This window comes from Streptomyces sp. NPDC006207, from assembly GCF_040613835.1.
In the GTDB taxonomy this organism is placed as follows: Bacteria; Actinomycetota; Actinomycetes; order Streptomycetales; family Streptomycetaceae; genus Actinacidiphila.
The window spans coordinates 37,893-48,920 of the sequence record NZ_JBEXSX010000004.1 but is presented as its reverse complement, the minus strand read 5'-3'; the positions used below and the strand labels follow the sequence as shown (position 1 = coordinate 48,920).

Here is an 11,028-nt window from a genome sequence, read left to right as displayed (position 1 = left end):
GTCGATGCGCAGGGGTCGCAGGATCGCGATCGACGTCGGGGACGCCCGCATCGGGGTCGCCTCGTGCGACCCCGACGGGCTGATCGCCACACCCGTCGAGACGGTGCCCGGCCGGGACGTCCCGGCCGCGCGCCGGCGCATCGCGCAGATCATCGAGGAGTACGAGCCGATCGAGGTCCTGGTCGGCCTGCCCCGCTCGCTCAGCGGGCGGGAGGGGCCGGCCGCGGCCAAGGCCCGCGAGTTCGCCCAGGATGTGGCGAAGATCATCTCCCCCGTTCCGGTGCGCCTCGTTGACGAGCGGATGACCACCGTCACGGCCACCCAGGGCCTGCGCGCATCGGGCGTCAAGGCCAAGAAGGGACGTTCCGTCGTCGACCAGGCGGCGGCCGTGGTCATCCTCCAGAGCGCCCTCGAGACCGAACGGGTGTCTGGTAAAGAGCCGGGCGAGAGCGTCGAACCGTTTATCTGATCGCGGTACGGTAACGTTCCGCGCAGCACGGCGGCTCCACAGTCTGATCCGTGGGTGCCGACGGGTCGGGACCCTCCCGCCCGCGCCACAAGCGCCGGCCGGCTGCCGCCTCGCGAACCGAACCGTAGGGGATCGATGACTGACTATGGCCGGAGCCCGGGCTCCGAAGCATGGCACCCCGAAGACCCTCTCTTCGGTGACCAATGGGGACAGCAGCAGCACCCGCAGCAACACCAGCACCAGCAGCACCAGCAGCACCAGCAGTATTCCCAGTACCAGCAGCACCCGCAGAACCAGCAGCAGCACCCTCAGTACCCGCAGCAGGGCGGTTGGGACCCCTACGGCGACACCGGTCAGCAGCAGCAGTACCCGTACGACCCGCAGCAGCAGTACGACTCCTGGGGCGCCCCGGCCGGCTACGGCCAGGACGGGTACGGCGGTCAGCAGCAGCCCGACTACTACGGGCAGGGCGGCTACCCGCCCCCGCAGCGGCCCGACCAGCGCTACCCGGAGCAGCAGCCCCAGTACCAGCAGCAGCCCCCGCAACAGCAGCCGCAGCAGCCGCAGCGGCCGCAGCGCTCCCGGCCGGCCGAGCAGGAAGCCCCGCTCTGGGACGACGAGGGGGGCGCCGCCGACGACCACTCCTTCTTCTCCGGCGCGGACGACGACGAGGACGACGAGCCGCAGCCGGGCCGCAACGACCGGCGCGGCCGCGCGGGCAGGGGCGGCAAGACCGGGCAGGGCGGCAAGAAGCGCCGCTCCGGCATGGCGTGCCTGGTCGTGCTGGTCGTCCTCGGCGGCGGCATCGCAGGGGCCGGCTGGTTCGGCTACCGCTACTACCAGAGCAACTTCGGTCCGCCCCCGGACTTCGCCGGGCAGGGCAGCGGCGAGGTCCAGGTCGAGGTACCGCAGGGCGCGAGCGGCATCCAGATCGGCAACATCCTCAAGAAGGCCGGCGTGGTCAAGAGCGTCGACGCCTTCACCGCGGCCGTCAGCAAGGACCCCAAGGGCAACTCCATCCAGGCGGGCGTCTACGTCCTGCACAAGGAGATGGCCGCGTCCAGCGCCGTCACGATGATGCTCGACCCGAAGTCGCAGAACGTCCTGGTCATCGCCGAGGGCCTGCGCGACGTGCAGATCTACGCGATCATCGACGCCAAACTGGGGCTCGACAAGGGCGCCACCGCCAAGGTCGCCGAGGACCAGGTCGGCAAGCTCGGGCTGCCCGACTGGGCTGATGACAACAAGGACATCAAGGATCCGCTGGAGGGCTTCCTCTGGCCGAGCCGCTACAGCGTCGGCAAGGACACCAAGCCCGCCGACCTGCTGCGCAGCATGGTCACCAACGCCAAGAAGCAGTACACCAAGTACGACGTGGAGGCGAAGGCCGAGAAACTGGGGCTGGAGTCACCGCTGCAGGTCGTCACCCTGGCCAGCCTGGTGCAGGCCGAGGGCAAGTCGGACGAGGACTTCCGGAAGATGTCGCGGGTCGTCTACAACCGCCTCAAGCCGACCAACACCGAGACCAACGGCAAGCTCGAGTTCGACTCGACGTACAACTACCTGAAGAACCAGAGCGAGATCAACCTCTCGCTCAAGGAGCTCCGTACCTACGACGACGCCTACAACACGTACTACTACCGGGGGCTCCCGCCGGGGCCGATCGGCAACCCCGGAGCGAAGGCGCTGGCCGCGGCCATGGATCCCGAACCGGGCAAGTGGTACTACTTCATCTCCCTCGACGGGCACACGACCAAGTTCACGGAGACGCTCGCGGAGCACGACAAGCTCGCCAAGGAGTTCGACAAGAAGCACAACGGCTGAGCCGCCGCCGGGGCGCCGCACGGAGAACGTCCCCCGTGCGGCGCCCCGCTGCCGTCCCGAGCGCCGCCCGGACCGGGCGGATCTTGAGGCCCTAGACTCGACCGGGCGTCCCCTCCGCCGGCCGGACGGGGGGCGGCCCGGATCGACGGACACCACGCAGCCGAGGGGACCAGCCCATGACGAAGAGCCCGCGGGGGGCCGCGCGTGCCTAGGGCAGCGGTCCTCGGAACGCCGATCACGCACTCCCTCTCCCCGGTGCTGCACCGCGCCGCCTACGCGGAACTGGGGCTGGCCGACTGGACGTACGACCGCTTCGAGGTCGACGAGGCCGCGCTGCCCGGTTTCCTGGCCCGGCTGGGCGAACTGCCCGGCGGTGGACGCTGGGCCGGGCTGTCGCTGACCATGCCGCTCAAGCGGGCGGTCATCCCGCTGCTGGACGAGGTCAGCGCCACCGCCTCGGCCGTCGAGGCCGTGAACACGCTGGTGCTCACCGAGGACGGACGCCGGCTGGGCGACAACACCGACATCCCCGGGATGGTGGCGGCCCTGCACGAGCGCGGCGTCGGACGTGTCGGCTCCGCCGCCGTGCTCGGCGCCGGGGCGACCGCCTCGTCCGCGCTGGCCGCGCTGGCGCAGATCTGCGACGGCGAGGTCACCGCGTACGTGCGCAGCGACACCCGCGCCGGCGAGATGCGGCAGTGGGGCGAGCGGCTCGGTGTGGCCGTGCGGACGGCCGCCTGGGAGGACGCCGAGCAGGCCCTGGCCGCGCCCCTGGTGATCTCCACGACGCCGGCCGGCACCGCCGACGCGCTCGCCGCCGCCGTGCCCGAGCGTCCCGGCACGCTCTTCGACGTGCTGTACGACCCCTGGCCCACCACCTTGGCGTCGGCCTGGGCGGAGCGGGGCGGGGCCGTCGTCGGCGGACTCGACCTGCTGGTGCACCAGGCGGTGCTGCAGGTGGAGCTGATGACCGGCCGCAAGCCGGCCCCCCTGGCGGCCATGCGGGCGGCCGGCGAGGCGGCGCTGCACCGCCCCTGACCGGTCCGGAGGTGTCCACGGCGCTGTCCGCCCAGCGGACCGCGCCCCGCCTTCGCCGCGGGACGTGAAAGGATCGGTTTACGCACGGATGGTCCGGTCCGCCTCGCCGCGGTCCGGGCGATGATGAAGGAGCGAGCACCGTTGAGCAGGTTGCGCTGGCTGACCGCGGGGGAGTCGCACGGCCCCGCACTCGTCGCGACGCTGGAGGGTCTGCCCTCCGGTGTGCCGATCACCACCGAGATGGTGGCGGACCACCTCGCGCGGCGGCGGCTCGGCTACGGCCGCGGTGCCCGTATGAAGTTCGAGCAGGACCAGGTCACCTTCCTCGGCGGCGTGCGCCACGGGCTCACCCTGGGCTCCCCGGTCGCGGTCATGGTGGGGAACACCGAGTGGCCCAAGTGGGAGCAGGTCATGGCGGCCGACCCGGTCGACCCCGAGGTCCTCGCCGGGCTCGCCCGCAACGCCCCGCTGACCCGGCCCCGCCCCGGCCACGCCGACCTCGCCGGCATGCAGAAGTACGGCTTCGACGAGGCCCGGCCGATCCTGGAGCGCGCCTCCGCCCGCGAGACCGCGGCCCGTGTCGCACTCGGCGCCGTGGCCCGCTCCTACCTCAAGGAGACGGCGGGCATCGAGATCGTCTCCCACGTGGTGGAGCTCGCCTCGGCCAAGGCCCCGTACGGCGTGTACCCCACCCCCGCCGACGTCGACAGGCTCGACGCCGACCCCGTGCGCTGCCTGGACGCCGACGCCAGCAAGCGGATGGTCGCCGAGATCGACCAGGCCCACAAGGACGGCGACACGCTCGGCGGCGTCGTCGAGGTGCTCGCCTACGGCGTGCCCGTCGGCCTCGGCAGTCACGTGCACTGGGACCGCCGGCTGGACGCCCGGCTGGCCGCCGCCCTCATGGGCATCCAGGCCATCAAGGGCGTCGAGGTCGGCGACGGCTTCGAGCTCGCCCGCGTCCCCGGCTCCAAGGCGCACGACGAGATCGTCGCCACGCAGGACGGCATCCGCCGCTCCACGGGCCGTTCCGGCGGCACCGAGGGCGGCCTGAGCACCGGCGAGCTGCTGCGGGTGCGGGCCGCGATGAAGCCCATCGCCACCGTGCCGCGTGCGCTGGCCACCGTGGACGTGAACACCGGCGAGGCCACCCAGGCCCACCACCAGCGTTCCGACGTCTGTGCCGTCCCGGCCGCGGGCATCGTCGCCGAGGCGATGGTCGCCCTGGTCCTGGCCGACGCGGTCGCGGAGAAGTTCGGCGGCGACAGCGTCACCGAGACCCGTCGCAACGTGCGCGGCTACCTCGACAACCTGGTGATCCGATGAGCGGCCCCGTCGTCGTCCTGGTCGGCCCGATGGGGGTCGGCAAGAGCACCGTCGGCGAGCTGCTCGCCCTGCGGCTGGGCACGACCTGCCGCGACACCGACGCCGACATCGTCGAGGCCGAGGGCCGTCCGATCGCGGACATCTTCGTCGAGGACGGCGAGGAGCACTTCCGCGCCCTGGAGGCCGGGGCCGTCCGCGTCGCGCTCGCCGAGCACCAGGGCGTGCTCGCGCTCGGCGGCGGCTCGATCCTCGACGAGGACACCCGCAAACTGCTCGCCGGGCTGCCCGTGGTCTTCCTCGACATGGACGTCGCCGAAGCCGTCAAGCGCGTCGGCCTCGACGCCGCCCGCCCCCTGCTCGCCGTCAACCCGCGGCGGCAGTGGCGCGAGCTGATGGAAGCCCGCCGCCCGCTGTACGCCGAGGTCGCCCGCGCCGTGGTCAGCACGGAGGGCCGGACCCCCGAGGACGTCGCGGACGCCGTCCTGGACGCACTGGAGCTGAAGAACGCATGACGGAGCACGCCGCCCACACCCCCATCCGCATCCAGGTCGGGGGCAGTGCGGGCACCGAGCCGTACGAGGTGCTGGTCGGCCGGCAGCTGCTCGGCGAGCTGCCGGGCCTGATCGGCGACAAGGCGGTGCGGGTCGCCGTCATCCACCCCGAGGCCCTGGAGGCCACCGGCCAGGCGCTGCGCGAGGACCTGGCGGAGCAGGGCTACGAGGCCGTCGCCATCCAGGTGCCCAACGCCGAGGAGGCCAAGACCACCGAGGTCGCGGCGTACTGCTGGCGGGCGCTCGGGCAGTCGGGATTCACCCGTACGGATGTCATCGTCGGCGTCGGCGGCGGTGCCACCACCGACCTCGCCGGGTTCGTCGCGGCGACGTGGCTGCGCGGGGTCCGCTGGGTCGCCGTGCCGACCACCGTGCTCGGCATGGTGGACGCCGCGGTCGGCGGCAAGACGGGCATCAACACCGCCGAGGGCAAGAACCTCGTCGGCGCCTTCCACCCGCCCGCCGGGGTGCTCTGCGACCTCGCGGCGCTGGAGTCGCTGCCGGTCAACGACTACGTCAGCGGTCTCGCCGAGATCATCAAGGCCGGCTTCATCGCCGACCCCGTGATCCTGGACCTGATCGAGCAGGACCCGGCCGCCGCCCGCGGCCCCGAGGGCCCGCACACCGCGGAGCTCCTCGAGCGCGCCATCCGCGTCAAGGCCGAGGTGGTCTCCGCGGACCTCAAGGAGTCGGGCCTGCGCGAGATCCTCAACTACGGCCACACCCTCGGCCACGCCATCGAGAAGAACGAGCGCTACAACTGGCGGCACGGCGCCGCCGTCTCCATCGGCATGGTGTTCGCCGCCGAACTCGGCCGCCTGGCCGGCCGTCTGGACGACGCCACCGCCGACCGTCACCGCTCCGTGCTGGAGTCCGTCGGCCTGCCGCTGACCTACCGCGGAGACCAGTGGCCGCGGCTGCTGGAGACGATGAAGGTGGACAAGAAGTCGCGCGCCGACCGGCTGCGCTTCATCGTGCTGGACGGCCTCGCCAAGCCGACCGTCCTGGAGGCCCCCGACCCCGGGGTGCTCCTCGCCGCCTACGCGGAGATCTCCAAGTAGGCCCGCACGCGCACGGGACGGCGGATCCCGAACGGCCGGGCACCCCGTGGGCTGCCCGGCCGTTCACACAACTGCGTCCGTTGACGGTACCGTTCGGTCGAACCTGAAAGCTCTTGTACGGACGGAGTGGCCTCGATGCAGCATGCCGTGGGTGCGCCGCTGCCACCGCCGCACGGTGGGCAGCAGGCCGGGCAGCCAGGGCCGCCGCCGCAGCCCCCGGGCACCACCGGCCACTTCCCGATGGCCCAGGGAGCCCCCGTCCAGCACCCGGTCCAGCCGCCCCCGCAGCCCGCGGCCGGCGGCGGCGCTCCGTTCACGGGCACCACGCACGGCCCCGTCGCTGTCCTGCTGATCGGCGCGGCCGGCGCGGGCAAGACGACCATCGCCCGGCACTGGGCCGACCACCGGGGCGTACCGACCGCCCACATCAGCCTGGACGACGTCCGCGAGTGGGTCCGCTCCGGCTTCGCCGACCCGCAGTCCGGCTGGAACGACCACTCCGAGGCGCAGTACCGCCTCGCCCGCCGCACCTGCGGCTTCGCGGCCCGCAACTTCCTGGCGAACGGCATCTCCTGCATCATCGACGACGCGGTCTTCCCCGACCGCCCGGTCGTCGGCCTCGGCGGCTGGAAGCGGCACGTGGGGCCCGGTCTGCTACCCGTCGTCCTCCTCCCCGGCCTCGACATCGTGCTGGCCCGCAACGCCCAGCGCAGCGGCAACCGGCGCCTGTCGGACGAGGAGGTCGCCCGCATCCACGGCCGCATGGCCGGCTGGTACGGCTCGGGGCTGCCGATCATCGACAACTCCCACCTGGACGTCGCCGCGGCCGCCGCCGCGCTCGACAGCGTCGTCACCCGCAGCCTCCAGGGCCCGCCCGCCTGGTAGCCACCGCCCGGCGGCTCTCGACAGGCCGACCGGCGGCCCGCGACGTACGCTCGCCACATGTCCGAGGTGCACGCTGCCCGCAGGGAACGCCTCCGGGACCGCTGCGCGGCGGCCGGATCGGCGGCGGCGCTCGTCTCGCGTCCCGCCAACGTCCGCTACCTGACGGGCTGCGCCCCGCCGGGGACCGTGCTGCTCGTGGGGCCGGGTCCCGAGGACGTGCTGGTCCACCACCGTCACCCGTCCGGCGACCTGGCCGAGGGCCGGCTCCCGGACGACGTGCGGGCCGTCGTCCTGTCCGGCCCCGACGGCGACCCGGCGGTCACCGCCGCCGCGCTGGCCGCGGACCGCAAGGCGGAGGCCCTGGCGGTCGAGGAGCACCACCTCACCGTCGCGCGGCACCGCGCCGTCGGCAGCGCCGCGCCGGGCGTGAGCCTGTCCGACCTCGGCTCGGCCGTGGAGCAGCTCCGCCTGGTCAAGGACGAGCAGGAGATCTCCGCGTTGCGGATCGCCGCCGAGATCGCCGACCAGGCGCTCAGCGAACTCCTGGAGTCGATCCTGGTGGGCCGCACCGAACGCCACCTCGCCCTGGAGCTGGAGCGCCGCCTCATCGACCACGGCGCCGACGGCCCGGCCTTCCCCACCTGCGTGGGCACCGGCCCCCATTCGGGTGCGGCGCGCCATCTGCCCACCGACCGGCGGGTCGAGGAGGGCGACTTCCTCACCGTGTGCCTGGGCGCCTGCTACCGCGGCTACCGCTGTGAGGTGGGGCGCACCTTCGTCATCGGCACCTCGCCCGCGGACTGGCAGATCGAGCTGTACGACCTGGTCTTCGCGGCCCAGCGGGCCGGCCGCGAGGCCCTCGCACCCGGCGCCGCCTGCCGCGACGTGGACCACGCCGCACGCCACGTACTGGAGTCCGGGGGCCACGGCGAGGCCCTGGGGGAGTCCACCGGACACGGCGTCGGACTGGAGATCGGCGAGGACCCGCGGTTGTCCCCCTCGGCCATGGGTAAACTGGACGCTTGCGTGCCGGTCACCGTCGAACCGGGAGTCCACATCCCGGGCCGTGGCGGTGTCCGCATCGACGACACACTCGTCGTGCGTCCACCGACGGACGGCGGGCCCGAGCTACTCACCATCACGACCAAGGAGCTGCTCGCCCTGTAGAGGGCGGCCGCGGCTCCGGGTCCCCGAAGCAGCAGTGCAGGAGATTCCGCAACCGTGGCCACCACGAACGACCTCAAGAACGGCCTCGTGCTCAAGCTCGACGGCGGCCAGCTCTGGTCCGTCGTCGAGTTCCAGCACGTCAAGCCCGGCAAGGGCCCCGCCTTCGTCCGTACGAAGCTCAAGAACGTGCTCTCCGGAAAGGTCGTCGACAAGACCTTCAACGCCGGCGTGAAGGTCGAGACGGCCAACGTCGACAAGCGCGGGATGCAGTTCTCCTACAAGGACGGCGAGAGCTTCGTGTTCATGGACATGGACACGTACGACCAGATCTACATCACCCCCGAGGTCGTCGGCGACGCCGCCCACTTCCTCCTGGAGGGCTTCGAGGCCGTCGTCGCCATGTACGAGGGCTCCCCGCTCTACATCGAGCTCCCGGCCGCCGTCGAGCTGGTCATCGAGTACACCGAGCCCGGCGTCCAGGGCGACCGCTCCACCGGGGGCACCAAGCCCGCCAAGCTGGAGACCGGCTACGAGATCGGCGTCCCGCTCTTCATCACCACCGGTGAGAAGATCAAGGTCGACACCCGCTCGGGTGAGTACCTCGGCCGGGTGACCAGCTAACCGTGGCTGCTCGTAACAAGGCCCGCAAGCGCGCCTTCCAGATCCTCTTCGAGGCGGAGCAGCGGGGTGTCAGCCCCAAGACCGCCATGGCGGACTGGATCAGGCTCGCCCGGACCGACGACCGGCAGCCGCCGGTCAGCGAATACACGATGCAGCTCATCGAGGGCTACGCCGAACGGGCGAGGCGCATCGACGAACTGCTGTCGAAGCACGCCGTGGGCTGGACCCTCGACCGGATGCCGGTGACCGACCGGAACATCCTGCGGCTCGGCGCCTACGAGCTGATCTGGGAGGACGACGTCCCCGACGCCGTCGTCCTGGACGAGGCCGTGCAGCTGGCCAAGGAGTTCTCCACCGAGGAGTCGCCCTCGTTCGTGAACGGCCTGCTGGCCCGTCTCAAGGAGCTGAAGCCCAGCCTCCGGGAGGACTAGCCCCCGACACCGCCCACCGGGCCCGGAACGCCGCGCGTTCCGGGCCCGTGGCGTGCCCGGCCGGCGCCTTGCACGCCGTGCCGGGGCGGGCGACGGGAGGGCAAACACAACCGCCCCTCGGACGCGGCCTGGCGGCCGCGCCCAAGGGGCGGGACGTTTCTGCTTCCCGAGGGCGTCAGCCCTCCTCGTGCTGCACCGCGCGCCGTGCGTCCGCGTCGAGGACGCCCCAGCTGATCAGCTGCTCGGTCAGGACCGAGGGCGACTGGTCGTAGATGACGGCGAGGGTGCGCAGGTCGTCCTGGCGGATCGACAGCACCTTGCCGTTGTAGTCGCCGCGCTGGCTCTGGATGGTCGCGGCGTAGCGCTGCAGCGGACCGGCCTTGTCGGACGGCACCTGGCTCAGTCGCTCGAGGTCGAGGACGAGCTTCGGCGGCGGCTCGGCGGCACCGCCGGGCGCGGAACCGGGCAGCAGCTCCTGGACCGGAACGCCGTAGAAGTCGGCGAGCTCGGCGAGGCGCTGCACGGTCACGGCGCGGTCGCCGCGCTCGTAGGAACCGACCACCACGGCCTTCCAGCGGCCCTGGGACTTCTCCTCGACACCGTGGAGGGAGAGTCCCTGCTGTGTGCGGATGGCGCGGAGCTTCGCTCCGAGCTGCTTGGCGTAATCGCTGGACATATGGCTCCCCGGACGGAAACTCAGTAACTCACTGTGAGGTTACGCAGCGTAATTGGAATCCGTCAAGCCGAATGGTCCACACCGGTCCCCCGGAAGAGCGAGGAATGGCCGGTCAACGGCCTTTCGGCCGGGATCTGCAGTCGATCGTGGTACGGGTGGCGGACCCGCCCCGAGAGCCGCGCCAGGCGGCCGCCAGGCCCCGCCAGGGAGCACGCCAGGGTGCCTGATACGGTTGACCCGTACGTTTTGGCGTCCTTTAAGGCCCGTCCAGTGAGGCGGGGAAGGAGGTCCCTTTTCCATGACCGTCATCGGTTCCGATCCGGTCCGGCCCGTCCTCGAGGCCCCGGACATCGCGCGGGTGCTGACCCGCATCGCGCACGAGATCGTCGAACGCGCCAAGGGCGCGGACGACGTGGTTCTCCTCGGCATCCCCACCCGCGGGGTCCATCTGGCCCGCAGGCTCGCCGACAAACTCGACGGCATCACCGGCGGCAAGACCCCGGTCGGCTCGCTCGACATCACCATGTACCGCGACGACCTGCGGCTCGGCCCGGCGCGCGCGCTCGCCCGCACCGAGATCCCGGCCGACGGGGTGGACGGCCGGCTGGTCGTCCTCGTCGACGACGTGCTCTTCTCCGGCCGCACGATCCGCGCCGCCCTCGACGCGCTGGGCGACATCGGCCGCCCCCGCGCCGTGCAGCTGGCCGTCCTGGTCGACCGCGGCCACCGCGAGCTGCCCATCAGGGCCGACTACGTCGGCAAGAACATCCCCACCTCGCTGCGCGAGACCGTCAAGGTCCACCTGACCGAGGAGGACGGGCGCGACTGCGTCCTGCTCGGCGTACGCGACGGCTCCCCGGCGGACGAGTAGCCGCGGGCCCGCCCCGGCTCCCGGGGCAGCGCCCTGCCCGCCCGTCCCCGCCCCGGCCTGCCCGGGAGACGTGGCGTGCCGCCACCCAGTCCGCCCCCGCACGCATCC

12 protein-coding genes are annotated in these 11,028 nt (G+C 72.4%); 11 read left to right on the top strand and 1 reads right to left on the bottom strand.

Going from position 1 to position 11,028, the window contains the following annotated elements:
• Positions 1-4: 4 nt before the first annotated feature.
• The 10 genes from ruvX to nusB all read left to right on the top strand — a co-directional run bounded on the left by ruvX (position 5) and on the right by nusB (position 9,373).
• Positions 5-469 (top strand): Holliday junction resolvase RuvX, encoded by a 465-nt coding sequence (ruvX, locus tag ABZ312_RS04135; protein ID WP_499510782.1) that lies wholly within the window; start codon positions 5-7, stop codon positions 467-469.
• 135 nt (positions 470-604) lie between these two features.
• Positions 605-2,293, top strand: coding sequence for an endolytic transglycosylase MltG (mltG, locus tag ABZ312_RS04130; RefSeq protein ID WP_500324423.1), 1,689 nt, complete (start codon positions 605-607; stop codon positions 2,291-2,293).
• 204 nt (positions 2,294-2,497) lie between these two features.
• Complete coding sequence (locus tag ABZ312_RS04125) at positions 2,498-3,331, top strand: shikimate dehydrogenase (protein WP_500324422.1); 834 nt, start codon at positions 2,498-2,500, stop codon at positions 3,329-3,331.
• A 141-nt stretch (positions 3,332-3,472) separates the two neighbouring features.
• Positions 3,473-4,657: a chorismate synthase gene (gene aroC, locus ABZ312_RS04120; RefSeq protein WP_500324421.1), complete on the top strand. Its 1,185-nt coding sequence runs from the start codon at positions 3,473-3,475 to the stop codon at positions 4,655-4,657.
• Positions 4,654-5,169, top strand: a complete 516-nt coding sequence (locus ABZ312_RS04115) for a shikimate kinase (protein ID WP_500436430.1) — start codon at positions 4,654-4,656, stop codon at positions 5,167-5,169. The genes aroC and ABZ312_RS04115 overlap by 4 nt, the downstream gene beginning before the upstream one ends.
• The gene (aroB, locus tag ABZ312_RS04110; protein ID WP_500324419.1) at positions 5,166-6,269 is read left to right on the top strand and encodes a 3-dehydroquinate synthase; all 1,104 of its coding nucleotides are present in this window, start codon (positions 5,166-5,168) and stop codon (positions 6,267-6,269) included. Before ABZ312_RS04115 ends, aroB begins: the two co-directional genes overlap by 4 nt.
• A 135-nt stretch (positions 6,270-6,404) precedes the next feature.
• Positions 6,405-7,154 (top strand): AAA family ATPase, encoded by a 750-nt coding sequence (locus ABZ312_RS04105; RefSeq protein WP_500324418.1) that lies wholly within the window; start codon positions 6,405-6,407, stop codon positions 7,152-7,154.
• Positions 7,155-7,211: 57 nt separating this feature from the next.
• Complete coding sequence (locus tag ABZ312_RS04100; RefSeq protein ID WP_500358908.1) at positions 7,212-8,321, top strand: M24 family metallopeptidase; 1,110 nt, start codon at positions 7,212-7,214, stop codon at positions 8,319-8,321.
• Between the two features lie 54 nt (positions 8,322-8,375).
• A complete protein-coding gene (efp, locus tag ABZ312_RS04095; protein ID WP_499510774.1) occupies positions 8,376-8,942 on the top strand; it encodes an elongation factor P in 567 nt (188 codons plus the stop codon).
• 2 nt (positions 8,943-8,944) lie between these two features.
• Positions 8,945-9,373 carry a transcription antitermination factor NusB gene (nusB, locus tag ABZ312_RS04090; protein ID WP_499510773.1) on the top strand — a complete coding sequence of 143 codons (429 nt, stop codon included), beginning with the start codon at positions 8,945-8,947 and terminating at the stop codon, positions 9,371-9,373.
• 175 nt (positions 9,374-9,548) lie between these two features.
• Here nusB and bldD read toward each other — a convergent pair whose 3' ends face one another.
• Positions 9,549-10,049, bottom strand: coding sequence for a transcriptional regulator BldD (bldD, locus tag ABZ312_RS04085; RefSeq protein ID WP_018564185.1), 501 nt, complete (start codon positions 10,047-10,049; stop codon positions 9,549-9,551).
• A gap of 298 nt (positions 10,050-10,347) precedes the next feature.
• Between bldD and pyrR the strand changes: the two genes are divergently transcribed.
• On the top strand, positions 10,348-10,920 hold the full coding sequence (pyrR, locus tag ABZ312_RS04080) for a bifunctional pyr operon transcriptional regulator/uracil phosphoribosyltransferase PyrR (RefSeq protein ID WP_500324416.1): 573 nt from the start codon (positions 10,348-10,350) through the stop codon (positions 10,918-10,920).
• Positions 10,921-11,028 lie beyond the last annotated feature (108 nt).

Bases quoted from the DNA above. Each gene is read 5' to 3' on its own strand.
- ruvX (WP_499510782.1), top strand. From the start codon at position 5: ATGCGCAGGGGTCGCAGGATCGCGATCGACGTCGGGGACGCCCGCATC.
- mltG (WP_500324423.1), top strand. From the start codon at position 605: ATGACTGACTATGGCCGGAGCCCGGGCTCCGAAGCATGGCACCCCGAA.
- ABZ312_RS04115 (WP_500436430.1), top strand. From the start codon at position 4,654: ATGAGCGGCCCCGTCGTCGTCCTGGTCGGCCCGATGGGGGTCGGCAAG.
- aroB (WP_500324419.1), top strand. From the start codon at position 5,166: ATGACGGAGCACGCCGCCCACACCCCCATCCGCATCCAGGTCGGGGGC.
- ABZ312_RS04105 (WP_500324418.1), top strand. From the start codon at position 6,405: ATGCAGCATGCCGTGGGTGCGCCGCTGCCACCGCCGCACGGTGGGCAG.
- ABZ312_RS04100 (WP_500358908.1), top strand. From the start codon at position 7,212: ATGTCCGAGGTGCACGCTGCCCGCAGGGAACGCCTCCGGGACCGCTGC.
- bldD (WP_018564185.1), bottom strand. From the start codon at position 10,049: ATGTCCAGCGATTACGCCAAGCAGCTCGGAGCGAAGCTCCGCGCCATC.
- pyrR (WP_500324416.1), top strand. From the start codon at position 10,348: ATGACCGTCATCGGTTCCGATCCGGTCCGGCCCGTCCTCGAGGCCCCG.